Annotated in this window: 25 protein-coding genes; 7 read left to right on the forward strand and 18 right to left on the reverse strand. The window is 65.1% G+C overall.

What is annotated here, in order from left to right:
• Positions 1-61 precede the first annotated feature (61 nt).
• On the forward strand, positions 62-1,009 hold the full coding sequence (locus GAK28_RS15010) for an alginate lyase family protein (protein WP_291780725.1): 948 nt from the start codon (positions 62-64) through the stop codon (positions 1,007-1,009).
• 16 nt (positions 1,010-1,025) lie between these two features.
• Here GAK28_RS15010 and GAK28_RS15015 read toward each other — a convergent pair whose 3' ends face one another.
• From GAK28_RS15015 to GAK28_RS15050, 8 genes are all read right to left on the reverse strand, one after another.
• On the reverse strand, positions 1,026-2,021 hold the full coding sequence (locus GAK28_RS15015; RefSeq protein ID WP_291780728.1) for a DUF535 family protein: 996 nt from the start codon (positions 2,019-2,021) through the stop codon (positions 1,026-1,028).
• Between the two features lie 102 nt (positions 2,022-2,123).
• Positions 2,124-2,285 (reverse strand): hypothetical protein, encoded by a 162-nt coding sequence (locus GAK28_RS15020; protein WP_291780731.1) that lies wholly within the window; start codon positions 2,283-2,285, stop codon positions 2,124-2,126.
• 33 nt (positions 2,286-2,318) lie between these two features.
• Positions 2,319-2,876, reverse strand: coding sequence for a ZIP family metal transporter (locus GAK28_RS15025; RefSeq protein ID WP_291780734.1), 558 nt, complete (start codon positions 2,874-2,876; stop codon positions 2,319-2,321).
• A complete protein-coding gene (locus GAK28_RS15030; RefSeq protein WP_291780737.1) occupies positions 2,873-3,589 on the reverse strand; it encodes a DUF3299 domain-containing protein in 717 nt (238 codons plus the stop codon). The genes GAK28_RS15025 and GAK28_RS15030 overlap by 4 nt, the downstream gene beginning before the upstream one ends.
• Positions 3,586-4,842 (reverse strand): ABC transporter permease, encoded by a 1,257-nt coding sequence (locus GAK28_RS15035; RefSeq protein WP_291780740.1) that lies wholly within the window; start codon positions 4,840-4,842, stop codon positions 3,586-3,588. Before GAK28_RS15035 ends, GAK28_RS15030 begins: the two co-directional genes overlap by 4 nt.
• The gene (locus tag GAK28_RS15040; protein WP_291780742.1) at positions 4,842-5,552 is read right to left on the reverse strand and encodes an ABC transporter ATP-binding protein; all 711 of its coding nucleotides are present in this window, start codon (positions 5,550-5,552) and stop codon (positions 4,842-4,844) included. The genes GAK28_RS15035 and GAK28_RS15040 overlap by 1 nt, the downstream gene beginning before the upstream one ends.
• Positions 5,549-6,073 (reverse strand): DUF2796 domain-containing protein, encoded by a 525-nt coding sequence (locus tag GAK28_RS15045; RefSeq protein WP_291780745.1) that lies wholly within the window; start codon positions 6,071-6,073, stop codon positions 5,549-5,551. The genes GAK28_RS15040 and GAK28_RS15045 overlap by 4 nt, the downstream gene beginning before the upstream one ends.
• A gap of 553 nt (positions 6,074-6,626) precedes the next feature.
• The gene (locus GAK28_RS15050; protein WP_291780748.1) at positions 6,627-6,953 is read right to left on the reverse strand and encodes a hypothetical protein; all 327 of its coding nucleotides are present in this window, start codon (positions 6,951-6,953) and stop codon (positions 6,627-6,629) included.
• Between the two features lie 193 nt (positions 6,954-7,146).
• On the opposite strand from GAK28_RS15050, the gene GAK28_RS15055 reads away from it, so the two are divergent.
• Positions 7,147-7,482, forward strand: coding sequence for a hypothetical protein (locus GAK28_RS15055; RefSeq protein WP_291780751.1), 336 nt, complete (start codon positions 7,147-7,149; stop codon positions 7,480-7,482).
• Between the two features lies 1 nt (position 7,483).
• Here GAK28_RS15055 and GAK28_RS15060 read toward each other — a convergent pair whose 3' ends face one another.
• Positions 7,484-9,076, reverse strand: a complete 1,593-nt coding sequence (locus GAK28_RS15060; protein WP_291780754.1) for a Na+/H+ antiporter — start codon at positions 9,074-9,076, stop codon at positions 7,484-7,486.
• Between the two features lie 118 nt (positions 9,077-9,194).
• Here GAK28_RS15060 and GAK28_RS15065 point away from each other — a divergent pair, with 118 nt between their 5' ends.
• Complete coding sequence (locus GAK28_RS15065) at positions 9,195-9,482, forward strand: carboxypeptidase-like regulatory domain-containing protein (protein WP_291780759.1); 288 nt, start codon at positions 9,195-9,197, stop codon at positions 9,480-9,482.
• Here the strand turns inward: GAK28_RS15065 and GAK28_RS15070 are convergent.
• Positions 9,479-10,198, reverse strand: a complete 720-nt coding sequence (locus tag GAK28_RS15070) for a hypothetical protein (RefSeq protein WP_291780762.1) — start codon at positions 10,196-10,198, stop codon at positions 9,479-9,481. The genes GAK28_RS15065 and GAK28_RS15070 overlap by 4 nt on opposite strands.
• Before the next feature lie 150 nt (positions 10,199-10,348).
• On the opposite strand from GAK28_RS15070, the gene GAK28_RS15075 reads away from it, so the two are divergent.
• Positions 10,349-12,334, forward strand: coding sequence for a CocE/NonD family hydrolase (locus GAK28_RS15075; protein ID WP_291780765.1), 1,986 nt, complete (start codon positions 10,349-10,351; stop codon positions 12,332-12,334).
• A gap of 122 nt (positions 12,335-12,456) precedes the next feature.
• The gene (locus GAK28_RS15080; protein ID WP_291780768.1) at positions 12,457-12,846 is read left to right on the forward strand and encodes a hypothetical protein; all 390 of its coding nucleotides are present in this window, start codon (positions 12,457-12,459) and stop codon (positions 12,844-12,846) included.
• 20 nt (positions 12,847-12,866) lie between these two features.
• Here GAK28_RS15080 and GAK28_RS15085 read toward each other — a convergent pair whose 3' ends face one another.
• The 3 genes from GAK28_RS15085 to GAK28_RS15095 are packed head-to-tail and all read right to left on the reverse strand — an operon-like array spanning position 12,867 to position 15,233.
• Entirely contained in the window at positions 12,867-13,208 is a 342-nt protein-coding gene (locus GAK28_RS15085) for a hypothetical protein (RefSeq protein WP_291780770.1), read from the reverse strand.
• 20 nt (positions 13,209-13,228) lie between these two features.
• Complete coding sequence (locus GAK28_RS15090) at positions 13,229-13,996, reverse strand: LytTR family DNA-binding domain-containing protein (RefSeq protein WP_291780773.1); 768 nt, start codon at positions 13,994-13,996, stop codon at positions 13,229-13,231.
• On the reverse strand, positions 13,989-15,233 hold the full coding sequence (locus GAK28_RS15095; RefSeq protein ID WP_291780776.1) for a histidine kinase: 1,245 nt from the start codon (positions 15,231-15,233) through the stop codon (positions 13,989-13,991). Before GAK28_RS15095 ends, GAK28_RS15090 begins: the two co-directional genes overlap by 8 nt.
• A gap of 219 nt (positions 15,234-15,452) precedes the next feature.
• Here GAK28_RS15095 and GAK28_RS15100 point away from each other — a divergent pair, with 219 nt between their 5' ends.
• Complete coding sequence (locus GAK28_RS15100; RefSeq protein WP_291780779.1) at positions 15,453-15,797, forward strand: hypothetical protein; 345 nt, start codon at positions 15,453-15,455, stop codon at positions 15,795-15,797.
• Positions 15,798-15,807: 10 nt separating this feature from the next.
• Here GAK28_RS15100 and GAK28_RS15105 read toward each other — a convergent pair whose 3' ends face one another.
• Positions 15,808-16,023, reverse strand: a complete 216-nt coding sequence (locus GAK28_RS15105; protein WP_291780782.1) for an RNA-binding S4 domain-containing protein — start codon at positions 16,021-16,023, stop codon at positions 15,808-15,810.
• A gap of 80 nt (positions 16,024-16,103) precedes the next feature.
• A complete protein-coding gene (locus GAK28_RS15110; RefSeq protein WP_291780785.1) occupies positions 16,104-17,054 on the reverse strand; it encodes an alpha/beta hydrolase in 951 nt (316 codons plus the stop codon).
• 124 nt (positions 17,055-17,178) lie between these two features.
• On the opposite strand from GAK28_RS15110, the gene GAK28_RS15115 reads away from it, so the two are divergent.
• Complete coding sequence (locus GAK28_RS15115) at positions 17,179-17,748, forward strand: ABATE domain-containing protein (protein WP_291780787.1); 570 nt, start codon at positions 17,179-17,181, stop codon at positions 17,746-17,748.
• 2 nt (positions 17,749-17,750) lie between these two features.
• Here the strand turns inward: GAK28_RS15115 and GAK28_RS15120 are convergent, their stop codons facing one another.
• From GAK28_RS15120 to GAK28_RS15130, 3 genes are all read right to left on the reverse strand, one after another.
• Positions 17,751-18,737: an MBL fold metallo-hydrolase gene (locus GAK28_RS15120; protein ID WP_291780790.1), complete on the reverse strand. Its 987-nt coding sequence runs from the start codon at positions 18,735-18,737 to the stop codon at positions 17,751-17,753.
• A 63-nt stretch (positions 18,738-18,800) separates the two neighbouring features.
• Positions 18,801-19,217: a ketosteroid isomerase-related protein gene (locus GAK28_RS15125; RefSeq protein WP_291780793.1), complete on the reverse strand. Its 417-nt coding sequence runs from the start codon at positions 19,215-19,217 to the stop codon at positions 18,801-18,803.
• A gap of 9 nt (positions 19,218-19,226) precedes the next feature.
• Entirely contained in the window at positions 19,227-20,339 is a 1,113-nt protein-coding gene (locus tag GAK28_RS15130; protein ID WP_291780795.1) for an S-(hydroxymethyl)glutathione dehydrogenase/class III alcohol dehydrogenase, read from the reverse strand.
• Positions 20,340-20,348: the final 9 nt, after the last annotated feature.

Genomic DNA, 20,348 nt, shown 5'->3' on the forward strand with positions numbered 1-20,348 from the left:
CACGTCCGCGAGCGTCGCACGCCCTCGCGACACCATTCTGCAAAGCCCTTGGGATACCCCCGTGTCCGCGCATTCACGGGGACAGGATGGTTCTTCCTGTCCGACGGCACCGGATCTACCGCGAAAGCTGACGCTGACCGACTACTACTCGGACCCCGCGCACTCGATCATCGATCCGGTACGCAAGAAGGCCTACGACGCGCAGATGAAGCCCCTGATGGCCGCCTTGCACGCCGTCGAAAAGATGGCTGACGATTATCGGCACACGGGCGATGTCGCTTCGGCGGAGTGCGTGGCGACATGGCTTGGGCATTTCGCCAGTGACAAGGCCTTCGAAGACGTCAGCACCAACCAGGACACCTACGTGCAAGGCTGGATGCTCGGCGCCTACGCCATCACGTGGCTCAAAGTCCGCCCGGCTCTCTCCACGTCGGGCGAAGCGACGCGCGTATCGTCTTGGTTCGGCATGCTCGCCGACGCGAACAGTGGTTACTACGATTCGCGCCCGCGGAGCACCGACAGCAAGAACAACCATCGGTACTGGGCGGGCATGGCCGTGATGGCCGCCGGTATCGCCACGAACGACACGCGCCGTTATCGCTGGGGTATCGACAGCTATCAGGTGGGCGTCGAACAGATCGCCGCCGATGGCACGCTGTCTCTCGAACTCGCCCGTAAATCGATGGCCCTTCACTACCACCTGTTCGCCGCGGAGCCGCTGGTGATCATGGCTGAGCTCGCCGAGGCGAACGGCGGGGATCTCTATCGTGCCGACGGCGATGCGCTTGCGCGGCTGGTGAAGCGCTCCACCGAAGGCACGCTCAATCCGGCCTTCTTCGAGAAAGCGGCCGGTATCGCGCAGAAGGAAACCGATAACGACCCCAACCTGCTCGCCTGGGTACTCACGTACGACCGTCGCTTCCCTAGCCGCACGCTTGATCAGATCCTTTCCGGACTGTCTTCGACATCCGCCATCTACCTGGGCGGCGAACCGCCCGCGGCACGGTGATCCTGCGGCGCCACGGTTACCCCGTGGCGCCCATCCTTGGAGACAGGACTGGTGCCGGGGCAGTCGACCGATCGGTCCGACCAAGCGCCATGCGAAGACGTTCTTCGCGATCGTACGAAGGACGAACCAGCGTATCGAGCAGATTGCGCGTCATGCGATAGCGCAGAGATTCACGGCGTTCATAGGCGGCGCGGTGCGTCGTACGCACGATCTTGGGTCGCAGCATGAAGTCGGCGGATGCGGCTTCGAACGAACCGTCCGGCAGGCGCCGAGCACCCGCATCCGTCCAGATGCTGTCGTAGGAGACCTTGAGTTTCCCGGTGCCGCGAAACGGATGCGTCGCGTCACTGGTACCCCGGATGGCCGCCAGCCCGACATGTCGAGCCAGTACACCGGCCATCGACAACAGCAGGTGGCGCGGACGCAGGCCATGGCATCGCTTCTGCGCCCATCGCAGGACATCGAGCGCCTGGACTTCGCCGCGCGGCCCCTGCACGCAGCCCACCCAGAGGTAACCGTGAGAGGGAGCGAAGGCCAGGGTCAACGCATAGAGCCGGACGCCATCGATGGACAACACCATGTCCAGCTCACCTTCGCAGGTGCGCCGCACCGGTGGTTCCCAGGCCAGTTCGAGCACTCCGCCGTCGTCCAGATCGATATGCGAAAGCACGACCCTGCCCTGCGCATACATCGACGACAGCAGGCTGGCCGGCAGGCGGGTCGCCACGAAGCGGAAATGGTCGTAGACGCGCTCCAGGCGCTCGCCGCGCGTGAAACCGCGACTCAGGTAACGATGCTGCCAGCGCTCGAGCAGGCGATGGTCGTGGCGGACGGCATCGCGGACGACCGGCTCGTCGCGGACCAAGGCAAGCCAGCGCAACTGGGCGCGCAGGTGCGGCAGGGACGACAGCGCATAACTGAGGGCGTAAGCCAGGGGATGGCGATGCGTCGCGACGGACGCCCAGTCGTCCCGTCCGCGGAAACTGTGCAGAAAGAGCAGGAACGTACACATCGGATCGGGCGTCTCGCAAGAAATTTCGTAATGCTACGACGTGCCAGCACCGAAATTTTGAAATCCGCCCTCTCCATTTTTCCTATAAGGGCTCGCCCCGGTTCAGTGATGATGACCGCCCTCGGCCACCAGCCACATGAAGACCAGGCCGACACCGATGCCCAGTGCCGGCGCCCATCGTGAAGCGCCCACCGTACGCTGCCAGATCCCGGGAAGGATGTCGGCCAGCGCCACATAGAGAACCGTACCGCAGGCAATCGCCATGGCCGCGCCCGTCGTGTGCTGGTCCAGCCGAACTCACTGCATGGCGAGCGCGCCGGCAGGCACCGCCACCGCCATGCCCAGCGACAGCCGGAATGCGTCGCGCGGCCGATACCCTCCCGCGACCAGCACGCTCGCGCTACCGATCTCCCGGGGTATCTCGTGCAGCGCCACCGCCAGCAAGGTCGCCAGTCCGGCGGCGCCACCGGCGATGAAGCCGGCCGCCAGCACGATGCCGTCGACGAAGTGATGGAGGAAATCGCCCACGAGGTTCATTCGGGCGAACGTGACGGGCACACCCGGGGCTGCCACCTCGACATTCCCGGACCGCAGGAAGGTCTCGACCGCCACCAGGGCGAGCACACCCAGTCCCACCCAGCCCATGGCTTCGTGCTGGGCGAGTCCGGTCTCCAGCGCATGGGGCAACACATGCAGCAGCGCGTCGCCGAGGAGCAAGCCCACGGCCAGCGACTGCAGCCAGGGCAATGCACGTCGCAACGCCAGGCCAGGAAGCCAGACGACGAGGCGCGAGGAAAGCGACGTCGCGCCAAGCACGAGCGACGCGAGGAATAGATCGAGGGTCGAGGTCATCATTCGAAGGCCTGTCGCAGGCGCTCTTCGTCGTCGTTACGGTAAGGCTCCAGCGCCGCGCCATCCACCGAATAGGCAGACGAAGCCATGGCGTTGGTGATCGCCTGCGCGTGCAGGACGCCCCTGAGCAACAGCGGGTCGTAAAGGCTGGGGGTGTCCACGCCCTTCGACAGGCGGACATGCACCAGCATGTTGGGAGGCGGCGGAGGCACATGGATGCAGGCGCCGTAGAACGGAACGAAAAAGAACTCGGTCATCCGCCCATCGGCGTCCGACTCGAGGGGAACCACGTAGCCGGTCAGCCGCACCTTGCGACCGTCCAGCGCCGGAACCGTATGCAAGGTGCCGACCTGTTTCATCCGCTGCGTACCGACGTGCACGACGGGCGGTGCGTCCTCCAGCAGCTTGATGTCCTCGACCGGCACCATGTGGCTCCAGTCCAGGTCGGCGTAGCCTTGCTCATCGGGCAAGCCGAGAAGATCGGCATCTTTGCCTGCCGCCTTGGTGACGCCGCGCGACACGCCATAGGCATTGGCCGCCGCCATGCCAGCCGCGCCGGCCGCCGCCAAGCGCGCGCGACCAGCGTCCGCCTCGGCCTGGGCGCGCGCCAGCGCGGAGGTCGCCGTCGAGGCGGGAGCATCCCCGTCGGGAGTCGACGACGTACAGGCCACCACGGCCAGCAGGCACACGGCGATAACGAGAAGACGGGCGATCACAGGCGCACCTGCAAGCCGTCGGCGAGCGAGCGGCGATAGGCAATCCAACCGGGAATGCAACCTGCGAGCACGCCCATCGCGAAGATCGCCGCCAGCAACACGCCTTCATGAAGCGAGGGCACGATGTCGATCGAGAGCCCGGCCTGCAGCAGCAAGGCATCACGCGCCAGCACGGACACCAGCGACAGCAGTAGAACGCCGATCACGCACCCCGCCAGCGTCAGCAAAGCGCTTTCCATCACCAGCAGCCCGAACACGGTGCGCACCGAGGCGCCGACCGCGCGTAACACCGCCATCTCGCGCCGACGTTCGTCGAGCATGCCGAGCAAGGCGGTGAGCATGCCGCACATGCCCACCAGAAGAACCATCGCGCTCACGATGCGCAAAGCACCCTCCGCCGTACCGACCAAGCGCCATAGCTCGCCCAAGGCCACGCCCGGCAGCACGGCAAGCAAGGGCTCTTCGTCGTAGTCGTTGAGCGCGCGCTGCACCGCGAAGACGGACAACCGCGACTTCAGGCCAACCAGGCAGGCGGTGATTGCGCGAGGCGTGAGGTCCATGTGTCGCGCCTGGTCGGCACTGGTGGCCATGCCCGGCAAGCGCACGCCTGCGCGCCAGTCGACATGGATCGCCTCGATGGCTTCCAGGCTCACCGCGATCGAGGCATCCACCGGCGTGCCCGTCGGCGCGAGGATACCCTTGATGCGGAACGGCTTGTCGGCATGCAACGAGGCGCTGGTCGCGGCCACGCCGTGCGCCAGCACGATGCGATCGCCGACATGATAGCCAAGGCGATGAGCCACCTCGGCGCCGATCACCGCATCGTAGAGGTCGTCGAACGGCCCACCCTGGTCGAAACGCAGGGCGCGACCACCGCCATAGTGGTAATGCTCGAAGAACGCCGATGTCGTGCCGGTAACGCGGAATCCGCGATGCGAGTCGCCCAGCGACAACGGCACCGTCCACGCGACTTCCGGCATGGCGCGGATGTCCTGGTAGGTTTTCCAGGTGATGTTGTTGGTCGCCTCGCCCACGTGAAACACGGCGTAAAGCAGCAGGTTCACCGGCCCCGAACGCGCACCCACCAGCAGGTCGGTGCCCGACACGGTGCTGGCGAATCCTTCGCGCGCGTCCGTGCGGACACGCTCCACGCCAAGCACGAGGAACACACTGAGCGCGATGGTCAGCACGGTGAGGACGACGCCTGCGCGTCGTTGGCGCAGGCTCTTCAGCGTGAGGCGGAACAGGTTCATCAGGCTTCGATTCCTTGCGCCGACGAGCCGAGCGTCACCGCGCGATCGAAATGCCGGGCCAGGCTCATGTCATGACTGACGAAGACCACCCCCGTACCGTGCCGCGCACATTCCGCGAGGAGCAGGTGCAGGAACGCATCGCGACTGCGGCCATCGAGCGCCGATGTCGGCTCGTCCGCGAGCAATAGCTCGGGACCGCCAATCAGCGCGCGTGCTGCCGCCACGCGCTGCTGTTGACCGACACTCAGCTCGTGGGTGCGCGCGCGACGTATGGCATCGCCATCGAGATCCAGCGCCTGCAGCAACCGCACGGCCTCCATGCGCAGCGACGAGGGAACGCCACCCGCACGGCGGCGACGCGCTTTCGACCAGGCGCAGCCCATGAGCACGTTCTCCACCGGATCGAGAAAGGGCAGCAGGTTGAATTGCTGGAAGATGTAGCCGACGTGGTCGGCGCGAAAGCGGTCGCGCGCTCCCGGCCTCATCGACGAAAGCCCCTGCCCCATCAAGACGACATCCCCGGACGCCGCCCGCAGCACACCCGCCATGAGCCCCAGCAAGGTGCTCTTGCCACTGCCGCTGGGGCCGCAAAGGAAAAGCCGTTCATTCTGCGCGACATCGAAGTCGTCGATCACGAGCGTGCGTGCGGCCTTGGGCCACGCGTAACGCAGGCCATGGCAGCCAACGAGAGAACCTGTCGCCGGGTTCATGGCTTGATGTCGACCCTTACGACACCGCGTTCCAGCACCTGCTCGCCCCCGCCGGATGACGACACCACGTCGACTACGATGCGCTGCACCGAGGGAAAGGCCTCGACCAGGCGAATATCCAGCGCGTCGAGCTTCGTCATGTCGGCGCAGCTGAAGTCATAGGTGGCGTCCACATTGGCGTGTCCGCCGGTGGGCACGCCTTGCAACGCAGGCGCGGAGACATTCGCCCCGAGCAAGCGGCATCCGGCACGCTTCGCCGGCTCCAGCCAGTGCGCCGCCTTCAAGGTGGCGATGGCATGGGCAAGCGTTCGTTTCTCGGCGTCGCTGGTCGGCGGATGCTCGAATCCCACCGCGTCGTGCCCGGGTACATGCAGGCCGACCTGCAAGTGGTCGCCGTCGATGGCGACATCGACCGTCGCCTGTCCATGTACATGGGCCCCCAGATGTCGTTCGGCGGCGAACGATGGCCCAGCGATAGAGAAGGAACAGGCAAGGACGAGGAACAGGTTATGGCGCGACATGGGCGATCTCCAACTTATTGTTACGTTATAACAATGCTGTCGTAGCAACAACCCGCAAGTTCATGGGGCTCCGGCCACGGGATCACCCTGGTGTCGCAGCAACCAGCGTTTGCACGACATCGCTCCCGTCATGGCAAGCACGAGCAAGGCGACGAACATCGCGACCCACGAAAGGAGCGACCAGAAAAAGGGTTTGTGCAAAGGGAGGGAGGGAGCGACGGCGACCGGCCGAGACGTCCGGATCGACGCGTCATTCGACGGGGCATACTGTGCGGGCCGGCTCGGTTGTACGGCCGCGATCCTTCGCTCAGGGGATTCGGCGAGGTTTGGCAAGACGGGACTCGCACAGGACGACCACGCTGCCGCCATCACGATCACACCCAGCCCGATACGCTTGACCGCTCTCGCGGAAAGCGCCTTGCACCTCGAACGCATCTCGCACCTGCCCGATGACAGCTCTTTGTTTTGTTATATTATAACAAAAACGACGTGATCGAAAGAAGTGCGCTTTTTAGAGAAAAAAACGTAGGGATTCAACGCAAACCGGAGCCTGTCAGGCCGAGGCTTCCCCGTCATCGCCAGTGACGGCGGTGAGGACCGCCTGGTGCATGGCCTTGCTGACGTCCTCGATCATGAGGGCAACGGCCAGGAGACGGCCGTGCGGGACATCGGCGTCACGCCAACCGGAAAGCGCTTCGACCAGTCGTACGGCGACACCCTGCAGCTCGTCCAGACCCATGTCGCGGGCATGCAGGCAGATGAGATGACCGCGGAAGGCGGCCTCTTCGAAATCGGCGTCGCGGAACGCGTCGACCAGGCCACGCGTGTCGTCGTGTAGCCGTTCAAGTTGTCGATGCGAGACGTCGACCGGTGTCGTCATGAGCCTGTATCCGTTCCTTTTCGTCGGGTATCCGTGCAGCTTGCCGAGCTTTTCCTGCCGAATATGCCGACCGGCGCACATTTGGCGTATTTGATCCCAGACGACCGTGGACGCTGCGTGAAGCCGGGCCCTATGCTTCGCGCAGGGGGCACACCCATGGCCCGACCGCGTTCCGCTAGCGAGGCGTACCGTCGTGGCACAGTCGATATCGACCAAGAACATCATGCATGTGCGTCCGTCGCACTTCGCGTCCGCCGTCGCGACAGGCGTCGCCGTTACCGGTCCCACCGACGACGGCTTCGTGCACCTGCACTTCTACCGAGAGGTGCAGCGCGTCACGCACGATGCCGTACCCAGCCGTTCCGGCGAGCCCAACGAACTCGAACTGGCCTGGGGTCACGCCACCGCGAACATCCATCTCCAGCGCGAGGAAGTCGCGGTGATCTCGATTCCCGTGGGCCGCCTGCCCTTCGTGGGCACCGCCCTGAACAAGGCGGTGCGCTTCGTCGCCTCGCTCAAGCGCGGCTGATTCAGGGGCTCTGCCTGTCGTTTTCCGCCGAGATCTGCTGCAGGTCGAGATCGCGCTCGATGTAGTGAAGCAATTCGTCGTGGATGCGTCCTGCGCGATGCAAGCGCAGCAGTTCCGTGCGTCCCGCCGCGATGGCGGCCAGTATCACGTCGTAATGTGATTCACGGCCACCGGTGTGGTTCTGCGGGGCGGCGGCATAGCGCTCGGCGATACCGACACGGTACGAGTACTGCTCAAGCAGGCGCGGATGGATGAGGTTGCCCGCCTCGTCATAGGCGCGTGCGCGAACCGCATCCAACTGAGCGGTGTCGATGAGCACCGACGCCTGGGCCTCGTTGAGATGCTGGGTGTCCTCGTGCGTCGCCCGATCGAGTCCCAGCCAGCGAATCACGGGCGCCATGGTGCCGCCCTGCACCACCACCGTCACGAGGATCACGGCGAACGCGGCGGCCAGCGTGAGATCGCGACCGGGCATCTGTTCGGGCAAGGACAGCGCGATGGCCAGGGTAACCACGCCGCGCATCCCCGCCCAGCTCAGCAGGAAGGACGCACGCGGCGATGGCGGCAATGGCTTGCGACCCACCAGGCGGCCCAGGGGCACGCGCAGGTAATCGGTGGCGTAGACCCAGACGAAGCGAGAAAGGATCACCGCGCCGAGCACCGCCAGGATCGGCAGCCCCAGTTGGTCCAGCGTGGCACCCAGGCCACCCAGCCGTTCGACCACGCCGCGCAGCGAGAAGCCGATCAGGATGAAGACCAGCGCTTCGAGCAGGAAGATCATCACCGCCCAGAACGACGTGCCACGCACGCGCACGTTCGCCGAGAACACGTCGTGCTGGTACCAGCCGAAGATGATGCCCGTGGTGACGGTGGCCATTACACCGGACACGTGCACGCTTTCGCCACCGATGTACGCGGCCCAGGGTGATAGGCAGGACGCCGTGATGGCGAGAAAGATGTGATCGATGCGACGGAGCACCCAGACCAGCACGAAGCCGACCACCGCGCCGACGGCGATACCGCCCAGCGCGAGACCCGCGAAGCTCAGCACCGCACCCTGGAAGCTGAAGGCGCCCGTCAACGCGGCCACGACGGCGAAGCGGAACAGCACCAGGCCCGTCGCATCGTTCAGCAGGCTCTCGCCTTCCAGCAACACCATCAGCCGGCGCGGCAGCCTGACCTTGCCCAGCACCGCCTTGGCGGCCACGGCATCCGGTGGCGACACCACCGCACCCAGCGCGAAACAGGCAGCCCAGGGCAGCGAGGGCAACACCCAATGCACCACGGCGCCCACCGCGAAGGTGGTGAAGATCACCGCGCCCACCGCCAGCCACAGGATGCCGCCGAGATAGCGTCGGAAGTCCGACCACACGGTATAGAACGCGCCGTCCTGCAGCAGCGGGGGCAGAAACACGATCAGCACCAGCTCCGGATCGAACGTCACCGCTGGCACGCCGGGAAGGAAGGCGATGCCGATGCCGCCGGCCAGCAACGCGGCGGCGGTAGGCAGGCGCAGACGCCGGGCGATCAGTTCCAGCGCAAGGATGGCGACCAGCAGGATGAGGATGAACTTGAAGGTTTCGGTGGAAGACATGGATCGCCCCTGGACGCGTTACTCAGGGGCAAGCATAGGCGAACATCCATTTCGCATGTGCAATACGCACAACCACGCGTGCCACAGGCTTGCCATTCCTTAGCTTCGGATCGACGCCATGCCCCTTCGCACCCTGGCCTTTCTCGCTTTGCTGCCGTTCGCGTCGGTCGCCACCGACGCTCCCCAGGGGACACTGGACGGCCATGCCGCACCGAACACCCAGGTCGTGGTGATCGCCGATGGCGGCGCCATGGTCGGCGTGATGTCGGATGACCATGGGCATTTCATCGTCAAGGACCTCGCACCAGGTCAATACGATGTGGCGACCAAGGGCGACGAACGCCATGCGCGCGGCGCACCGATCATCGCCGGGCGCACCACCACCATCGACCTCACATCACCCTAATAGGCGACCATCCGCCGCGACTGCGCCAGCCATGCCATGTCGTCGGGTACGGCGCCGGTCAAGGTCCAGCCCAGGCCGTCGACGACCCGGCTCTCTGGCAGCACGCCGTCCAGGGTCGCCGAGACGCCATTCGCACCGGGTGGTTGGCGTAGCTCGGGAAACCAGAGGCGATCTCGGTCCACGACGATGAGCAAGCCCTCGTGCGTGCCCATGGGAGTGAACACATCGGAGATCTCGCCAAAGGGCGCGATGCCCATGCGGGTCACCAGCGAGCGGACCAGACCGGGCACATCGGCCGTCGGCAGGCCCAGTTCGCTCACGCAGGCGATCTCGCGGCCGTGGAACGGCGCGCCTCCGGGGCCATCGAGCGCAAGAGGGTGTCGCGCAATCAGCTCCAGTACCGAGCCATGCGGGCCGGCGAAGTACACCGAATCCGATTGCCATGCGCCATCCAGATGGAAGCGTTCCTCGCCCATGGGATCGCGCAGCAGCATCGCCCGCTCGGCCACCCAGGCACACGCGGCGGCGAAACGGTTGCGCGGGATGTTGAACGCGAGGTGGACACTACCCGTGACGTCGAACGCAGGAACGATGTCGATCCTTGTCCAACCGACCTGCACGGTATGGTCGAGGGTCCGCAGCTGCATGACGTCGCGGAAGAACGCGAGGCAGGCGGCCACGTCGATGGAAGGCAGCGTGATCCGGGTGAGGCGCATGGCGGGGCTCCATGAATCGGTGGGGTACCTGCATTGAACAACCTCAACCAAAGTTAAGGTCAAGCCCCCAAGCCCTGCCAGAAGTCACGATTTACCTGCCATGGGCGCTTTGCCAGACTCGACCCTTCGTTCCAGCCCAGGGGCTTCACCATGCGCATTCCTTTCCGCCCAGTCCGCACCGCCTTGTCGGTGGCGGTCGGCAGCTTCTGCCTCGCTCTCGTCACGGCACCTGTCGCGGCCCAGGCCGTACAACTCACTCCCGAGCAGAAAGCCGCCGTCGTCAAGCGCAACGACCTGGAAAAGCAGCTCGAGGACGTCGCCATCGTCGACCGCAAGGTGATGGTGAAGATGCGCGACGGCAAGCGCATGGCCGCCGACGTCTACCGACCGAAGAACGCCACGGGCAAGGTGCCCACGATCTTCGTGCGCACACCGTACAACTTCAATTTCTGGGACGTGAAGCTCGGCGCACCGCGCGACATGAGCCGCGAACTGGCGGCGGTGAAACGCGGCTACGCGTACGTCACGATGAACGAGCGCGGCCACTACTTCTCCGAGGGCAACTACGACATCCTCGGCGCCCCGCTCTCGGACGGCGTGGACGCGGTACGCTGGCTTACGTCGCAGGGCTGGTCGAACGGCAAGGTCGGCACCACCGGCTGCTCCTCCACCGCCGAATGGCAGATGGCCGTGGTGGCGGAAGGCGAACCCGGCCTGGCCACGTTCAACGTGCAAGGCTTCGGCGCGGGCGTGGGCCGCGTGGGTCCGTACTACGAACAGGGCAACTGGTATCGCGGTGGCGCCGTGCAGATGCTCTTCATCGACTGGCTCTACGAGGAACAGAACCAGGTTCGCCCGATGTTCCCCGCGAACACCTCCCAGGCCGACCTGATCCGTGCGTCGAAGGCGTTCGACCTCGACCCGCAGATGCCGCCCGCCGACTGGGACAAGGCATTCTGGCACCTGCCCGAAAAGGACATCATGAAGTCCATCGACGGCCCCAAGGGCATCTTCGCGGACGCCATGGACAATCCGACCGGCGGCAACATGATCGCCCGCACGCCGAACAGCGCCGCCTGGTACAAGGGCGGCCTCTGGCACGACAACATGAAGATCAACAAGCCGGGCCTGTGGTTCATGAGCTGGTTCGACGTGTCCGTGTCCCCCAATCTCGCCGCCTACAACCACGTGCGAGCCACCGCGCCGAAGGCCATCGCGGACCAGCAGTACGCGGTGATCGCCCCGGTGCTGCACTGTGCCTACACCCGCGCCACCGAGCACACGGTGATCGGCGACCTCGATGTCGGCGACGCGCGCTTCGACTATGACGGCCTGGTCTACGGCTGGTTCGACAAGTACCTCAAGGGCATCGACAGCCCCATCGTCGATAAGCAGCCGAAGGTGATGTACTACGTGATGGGCGAAAACAAATGGCACGACTCGCCCACCTGGCCGCCGGCCGGCGCGATCTCGCGCGACCTGTATTTCACGAGTGCGGGCAAGGCGAACACGCTCTACGGCGACGGCAAGCTCGTCGCCGAACCCACGGCGACCGACCAGCCCGACCGCTTCATCTATGATCCAATGAACCCGGTAACCACGCTGGGTGGCGGCGGTTGCTGCCAGGGCACCGCAGTGAAGTTCGGCTCGTACGACCAGAACCCGCAGCTCACGCGCAACGACATCCTCGTGTACGACTCCGAGCCCTTCAAGGAAGGCACCGAGGTCAGCGGACCGATCACCGTGACGCTTTACGTCTCCTCCGATGCGAAGGACACCGACTTCACGTTCAAGGTGATGGATGTCCAGCCGGACGGCAAGGCATACAACCTCACCGAGAATATCCAGCGCATGCGTTATCGCGACGGCTACGACAAGCCGCCGGTGTGGATGAAGGATGGCGAGGTGTACAAGGTGACCTTCCAGCCGATCGACACCAGCAATTACTTCGCCGCAGGTCATAAGCTTCGCGTAGCGATCTCCAGCAGTAACTTCCCCCGCTTCGACCGCAATCTCAACACCGGGGGTAACAACTACGACGAGGACAAGGGCGTGATCGCGCACAACGTCGTGCATCACGATACGACCCATCCGTCCCACATCACTTTCACGGTCGTGCCTCGGAACGCGAACTGAGGCTGGGAGGGGTTGTAGGCGTTTTCCTACACCAATTGCAGGATGCGCCTACAGACCCCTACACCGTCCCGCCATAACGTCTTTCCCGCAGGATTCGCCTGCAATCCACTAGGGGAAGTTGGATGAAGATGATGATGAAGGGGTTCGTCATGGCCGCCGTGGTCGCCGCCTGTTTCGCCGGCACCGCGCAGGCCCGCCCGATCAACTCGCAGTCCGTAAAGTACCTGGATGAAGCCGGCAACTATGTCGGCCAGCAGTATCTTCTTTGTGACGGCCGCAGCGGTCACGGCGGCAATATCCACACGGCATACAAGGTGGAAGAAACCGTCGTCTGCAACAGCAACGGTGCCGATCCGGGCTGGATCGTACCGAACACCATCGTTACCGCTTATACGTTGCCCGGCAACATCAGCATCACCGCCGCCTGCAACACCGTGGATTGCGAAGGACAGTACGTACCGGAGGTTTCCATCCATCCGCATGGATGGACCTACACCACCGGTTGGCAGTAAGCCTGCCATCGCGCCGGGAGCTACGCTCCCGGCGTTTCTTTGACCGGCTTGCACGATGGGGACACGTGCCCCTCATCCGTACTGACACATTGGTCGAATCCCGCCGGCAACCCATCCATGCGGCGATGCTCCGCGGCCACTAGCGTGAACCGCCGCACCTCGGCCCCTTCGTGGAACACCGTGTAGTAGCACTTGCCGCTGCGACTTTCATTGCACGCGAATTCCGCCCGCCCCATCTCGACGCGGGTCACGCTATCCAGCGTCACGGCGCCATTTTCCTTCGACGACACGACAATGCTGCGGTTCTGGGCATCGGTGCATCCGACCAGATTGAGCAGTCCGTAAAGCATGGCGATGAGCATACGCATAGGATTCTCCTTCGTCACATCGCGCGGAAGATGGACATGAATGGCTGACTGACACTGAGTGTCTCGGGCCGTCCACGCAGGCGCAGGCACCCTTTACCCGTATCGTCGCGCTCCACCGAGGACACCTGGCGCAGGTTGACGATCGTGGAACGATGGATCTGGCGAAATATCCGGGGATCGAGCTGGCGAAGCAGGTCACGGATAGGCCGGCTCAACAAAGCGTCGCCATCGGCCGTGGCCACCAGCGTGTACTTGTTGTCGGCGCGGAAATACAGCACGTCCTCCACCAGAATCAGGCGCGTCGAGCGACCGGCACTCGCGGTGATCCAGGTGAGTGGCTCGTCGGACTGCTCGACGTAGCGCTCGAGCATGTCGCGCGCCACCTGAGCGCCTCGCTGCGCGTGGCTCGCAGCGTCGACCAGGCGACCTCGCAGGCGTGCCACCGTGTGCGCCAGTCGATCGGCGGTAACGGGCTTGAGCAGATAGTCGATGGCGCCGCGCTCGAAGGCGTCCACGGCGTACTGGTCGTAGGCGGTGATAAAGACGACCAGGGTGTGCGGACTCGCGTCCGCCGCCGCCGCGGCCACTTCCAGGCCGGTAAGTCCCGGCATGCGGATATCGAGAAACGCCACGTCGGGCTGGTGCGTGGCGATGGCTTCCAGAGCCGCGCCTCCGTCCTCGGCCACCTCGGCGATCTCAAGCTCCGGCCACGCCATCGCCAACTCACGCTGCAACGCGGCGCTGAGCAGCTTTTCGTCTTCGGCGACAATGCACTTAGCCATGGATGCCTCCCCCGCTGACCGGCAGCACGATGGTGGCGGCAACACCGTCGGGAAAATTGTTGCCGATGGTGAAGCCAGCGGCGCTGCCGTACGTGAGCCTCAGGCGTTCGCGCAGGTTCTTCAGGCCGATGCCCGTGCCCGCGCCATCGCTGCGGAACCCCATGCCGTCGTCGGCCACCGTGATGGACAGCACGGCGGTATCGACGCCCGCGCGTATCCAGATGCCGCCGCCACCAGGCTTGGGTTCGAGGCCGTGCTTGATCGCGTTCTCCACCAGCGTCTGCAACATCATCGACGGCATCGGCGTCGGCATGGCGTGCTCCGGCACATCGACATGCACAGCGAGGCGCTCTCCCATGCGCAGCTGCATGATCTCCAGCCATGCCGTGGACCGTTCCAGCTCCTGCCCCAGTGTGGAGAGCGAACCGTCGGTACGCGGCAACGAGCGTCGCAGGTAGTCAATGAGATGGCCGAGCATGCGATCGGCACGGGCCGGATCGGTGCGTACCAGTTCCTGCGCGCTGGCCAGGGTGTTGTAGAGGAAGTGCGGCTCGACCTGCGCTTGCAGCAGCCCGAGCTGCGCGGCTGTCAGTTCCTTTTCCATCGCCGTCTGGCGAGCATCGGCACGCTCCCGGTTGCGGCGATCACCCATGCGCTGCGTCGTCGCGCGTACCAGGGTTTCGACGTACTCCAGCGACGTGCCCATGTCGGGATTGAACCAGTCGGTCCACGCGCCGCTGTCGGGCTCGCAGACGAACATCACGCTGCACGATCCGTCCGACGGCGTGATCGTCGCCGAAATATGGGTGTTTCGATCGAACGTGGCACGAGGCGTACGTATCCGTCGCGACGCGGCGTCGGCCGGCTGCGGCAGTCGAATCGTCGCCCGCAACTGGAGACCGCTCCTTGGGCCACGCAGGTCATGCACATTCGGCAGCTCGCGCATCACCGCCTCCACGATGTCGAAAGCCTCGTCTGCGGCGAATGGCACCTCGACACGACGGCGCTGCCGGTTGGAAACCGTCTCGGCATCGATGCGTCCGGCGATCACCCGAACGCGATACAGATGCGTGACGCCCCGGGCGAGCGCCACCATCAACCCGACGAACCAGGCGAGGGTGAATATCCACGGCAGCTCGCCGCGATTCCAGCCGATCGCTCCCCAGGCCACCAGGAGGACGCACATCGCGGCAACCCACGCCACCACAATGCGTCCGAGAAACTTCAAGCTTGCCATGCCACCCCCTCCATACAGTGCGCCGGGAGGATACGACGGCACATGGCCGTACGGACGGCGATTCCGACGAAACCGCTCCTTGGGCGACGAAAGCCCCGAGCCGGGGCGCGGGCCCTCCCCTTGCGCGGCGCAGCATGACCTGACCTCCATCATGGTCCATGCTCGACGGAACGACTCTCGCGGTGGGGACCGCACCAGTCACGACAAAGGGGTTATTGCATGGCCTTGTTGCTCGTCGTTTTTGCTGTCGTCGTTCTAGCCATCTATCTCGGCATCCAGCTTCTTCCGAAGAACCACCCGGCCACATGGCTGCTCGGCGTCGTCGGTGGCGCCTGCCTGGTCCTGGCGTGGTACGCCATCTTCCGACCCATGATGCTCGCCTCCGGCGGCGGCGACGATCCGTCGCTGCTGGCACTGGGCCTGACCGCGGCCGGCATCGTGTCCTGCGTGTTGGGCGTGGTCTGCCTGGGCGTCTGCGTCTGGCGCGACCCGGCTCGCTTCTGGATGCTCTCGGTGGTGTTCATCGGCGTCATCGGCGCCACGCAGCTCACCGCGCTGTCCTGATCCAGCCTCGTCAATCGACGACGCGGATCTCCTCGTCGTCGATCGTCACCACCTGCCCCGCGCGCACCTTGAAGGTCTTGCGCAGTTCCTGCACGCCGTCGACCTTGACCAGGCCCTCGGCGACCAGGTGCTTGCCTTCGCCACCGCTGCCCGCGATACCGGTGAGCTTGAGCAGGATGTTGAGTTCGACATAGTCGCCCTCGAGCTGGAATTCGTACACCGACATGGACTTTTCGCGGAACCTGGGGAATGGGGCGCCATTAGAACCCACGCGGGCCGGCAGGGGAACCGGCCCGCGTCCCTACGTCACTGACGGGGTACGGCACGATCCAGGAAGCGATGGATCTCGCCGCCGATCTCGCCCAGGTTCGTCTCCAGCGCGAAGTGGCCCGTATCGTAGAAATGAATCTCCGCCTTGGGCAGGTCGCGCTTGAACGCCTCCGCGCCCGGCGGCAGGAAGAACGGGTCGTTCTTCCCCCACACGGCCAGCAAGGGCGGCTGGTACTTACGGAAGTAGGCCTGGAATTCCGGGTATTTCTTCACGTTGGTCGCGTAGTCGAGGATCAGGTCGAGCTGGATGTCGGCATTGCCCGGCCGGGAAATCTGCGCGAAATCGAGTGACCAGGTCTCCGGCGCCACCTGCAGCGGGTCCGGCGTGCCATGGGTGTACTGCCAGCGAATCGCGTCCTCGGTGAAGAACTGGCGCAAGGCCTGGCGGTTCGCGTCCGTCGGCTCCTTCCAGTACTTCTGCATCGGGTTCCAGCCTTCGCTGAGGCCTTCCACGTAGGCGTTGCCGTTTTGCGTGACGATCGCCGTGATCCGCTCCGGATGGGCGACGGCGAGACGCCAGCCCACGGGCGCGCCGTAATCGAACACCTCGATGGCATAGCGCTTCAGGCCGAGCTTGTCGGTGAACGCACCGATCGTCTGCGCCAGGTGGTCGAAGGTGTACGCGTAATGCGCGCGGTCGGGCGCTTCCGTAAAGCCAAAGCCCGGCAGGTCGGGCGCGATCACGTGGTACCGGTCCGCCAGCAGTGGAATCAGGTTGCGGTACATGAACGACGAGGTGGGAAAACCGTGCAGCAGGAGGATTGTCGGCGCCTTCGGATCGCCGGCCTCCCGGTAAAACACCTTGACCCCATCGGCCTCGACGTAGTGAAAGCTCACCGTGGGCGACGTGGCGGGGGCGGGGGTAGCGGCCGCGTCGAGCGCGGCGACGGACAGCAGGCTGCCCGTAAGCAGGTTCTTGAATGACATGTGGGATTCCTTCAGGGGTAGGAGGTGGAATGCCGCCGTAACCGGTAAAGCAGCGAAATTATGGTTACATCGGCATATGTAACTAGTCAATACATTTTTTATCAGTTACATTTGCCCTATGGCCATGACAGAGACCTCAACCCTCCACTTCATCGGCGACGACCTCGCCCTGGACTTCATCAACAGCGCCTACGGCGTCGGCGACGCGCATCGCGACCACTTCGACAGTGGCGATGGCGTGGTGGCCTGGATGGAGGCTGCGGGGCTGCCCGTGTCGAGACTCGACGCCGACGGTCGTGGACGCCTGTGGATGGCCGCACGGTCGCTGCGCGACACGGCCCTGGAGCTGGTGGAGGCACGCAAGCGCGGCGAGCGCGGCGATCCCGCCGCGCTCAACCGCGTGCTTTCGCTCGGCCAGGCCTGCCACGAACTGGTCTGGAACGACGACGGCTCGCCCTCGCTGGCCTTGCGCCAGCGGGCGGATTCACCGGAGGCCCTGTTGCTTCCGGTGGCGGAGGCGCTGGGCAATCTACTTGCCCATGTGGATTTCCAGCTGGTGCGTCAATGCGAAGGTGACGCCTGCACACTGTGGTTTCACGACCACACCAAGGCACACCACCGTCGGTGGTGCAGCCAGGCCAGTTGCGGCAACCGCATGAAGGTGGCGGCCTGGCGCGCCCGTAAACGCGGCTGACGCTAGAGCGGCAGGCGGCCGCCGATCTTCAACAAAGCGAAGTCGTCCGCCGCCATGCCCGCCTCCGCAAGCGCCTCGCCCAACAGGCGCGGTGGCTCGTCGAGCTGGTCGTCGGCCAGTTCAAACACGCCCCAGTGGATGGCGATGGAGCGACGGCAGCCGACCTCGCGATGCAGTTGGACGGCCTGCGCGGGATCGACGTGCTGGCCACGCATGAACCAGCGCGGCGCGTAGGCGCCGATGGGAATGGCGGCCAGGTCGATGCGACCCAGGCGACGGCCGATCTCGGCCAGCTTGTCCGAATAGCCGGTATCGCCGGCGAACCAGAAGCGGAAGTCGCCCTGCCCCATGACCCAGCCACCCCACAGGGAGCGGTTGCGATCCCAAAGGGTCCGGGCGCTCCAGTGCCGCGCGGGCACGAAGGTAAACGTGGAGCCGCGGACCTCGGTCGAGGCCCACCAGTCGAGTTCGCGGACGTTGGCGATGCGCTCCTTGTCGAACCAGCGCTTCAGGCCCAGCGGCACCAGGAAAACGGCCTGCGGAAAGCGCTTCGCCAACGCGTGCACGGTGGCGCGGTCCAGATGGTCGTAGTGATTATGCGAGATGACCACGACATCGATCGGCGGCAACGCCGCCACCTCCACCGGGGTGGGCGTGCGTCGGGCGGGGCCGGCGAACGACAGCGGCGACGCGCGATGGCCCAATACGGGATCGGTCAACACCGTCAGCCCGCCATGCCGGACGAGTACCGTCGCATGCCCGAGCCACCATGCCGAATCATCGGTACCGCCGAACTCCGCCGCCTGGAACCAGCGTCGGGCAAAGGCCTCGTAGCCTTCGTCAGGCGGCTTGGGCAGCCCCTGTTCCTTGCGCTCCCGTCGCCAGCGCTTCAGCCCACCGGGCTCGCGAGTCTCGGGTTCGAGGTTGCGGAAGCCTTCCGGCGTGTGGTGCGCCAGGGTGGCGTCGTAGTGCGGATTGGTCCAGGGCATGCGGTACCTGACACGGGGAAGGGTCGCCTTTGACGTGCGGCCCGTTCCCCGTGCTTCAAGGCGTCAGTCGAGGTCGACGCGACGCACCTGGCCCAGCCAGTCCTCGAGGTTGTAGTAATTGCTGACCCGGGTGATCTTGCCGTGGGCCACGTCGAAGAACGCACCGCCCGGCAGGACATAGGCCTGGCCCTGGGCCAGCGGCAGGCCCTCGTCGGTGGCCTTGTAGACACCGTGCACCACGTATTCCGCCGCGGCGCGATCGCCCTTCTCGTTCGCCATCACGACGATGCTCTTCAGCTGTTTCGAGTAGCTGACGTTCATGCGTTCGAGGAAGCCGGCGAAGCGGGTGCGACCCGTTTCGCGGCCGCCCTGGTTCACGTCGTGATGGACGTTTTCGTCCAACAGGCCGAGCATGCCGTTCCAGTCGCCCTTGTTGAAGGCGTCGTAGTAGCGGCGGATCAGGTCGATCGTTTCGTTCATCGAAGGCACTCAGTAGAGAATGACGGAACGGATGGCCTTGCCTTCGTGCATGAGGTCGAAGGCGCGGTTGATCTCATCCAGGCCCATCGTATACGTGATCATCGGGTCGATCTTGATCTCGCCACCCATGTAGCGATCGACATAGCCCGGCAGTTCGCTGCGGCCCTTCACGCCGCCGAACGCCGAACCGCGCCAGACGCGGCCCGTGACGAGCTGGAACGGACGCGTGCGGATCTCCTGCCCCGCGCCGGCCACGCCGATGATGATCGACTCGCCCCAACCCTTGTGGCAGCACTCCAGCGCGGCGCGCATCACGTCGACGCTGCCGATACATTCGAAGGAATAGTCCACGCCGCCGTCGGTCAGGTCGACGATGACCTGCTGGACCGGCGTATCCGGGTAATCCCGCGGATTCACGCAATCGGTGGCGCCGAGCATCTTCGCCATCTCGAACTTCGACGGGTTCGTATCGACCACCACGATGCGGCTGGCCTTGGCCATCACGGCGCCCTGCACCACCGACAGGCCAATGCCGCCCAGGCCGAACACGGCCACCGTCGAGCCCGGCTCCACCTTGGCGGTGTTGAGCACGGCGCCGATGCCCGTGGTGATGCCGCAACCGAGCAGGCAGACCTTATCCAGCGGGGCCGCCTTGTTGATCTTCGCCAGCGAGATTTCCGGCAGCACCGTGTATTCGCTGAAGGTGCTGGTGCGCATGTAGTGCAGCAGCTGCTTGCCACCCAGCGAGAAACGCGAGGTGCCGTCGGGCATGAGGCCCTGACCCTGGGTCACGCGGATCTTCTGGCAGAGGTTGGTCTTGCCGGAGCGGCAGAACTTGCACTCGCCGCATTCAGGCGTGTACAGCGGGATCACATGGTCGCCCGGCTTGAGCGTGGTGACGCCCTCGCCCACTTCCTCGACGATGCCGCCACCTTCATGGCCCAGGATCACGGGAAACGCGCCTTCCGGGTCGGTGCCGGACAGCGTGTACGCATCGGTGTGGCACACGCCCGTGGCCACGATGCGCACCAGCACCTCGCCCGGACGGGGACCCTGGACGTCGATTTCCTCGATGGACAGCGGCTTTCCTGCTTCCCAGGCAACAGCGGCGCGAGACTTCATGGATGGGCA

The organism is Luteibacter sp., from assembly GCF_009912395.1.
GTDB lineage: Bacteria > Pseudomonadota > Gammaproteobacteria > Xanthomonadales > Rhodanobacteraceae > Luteibacter.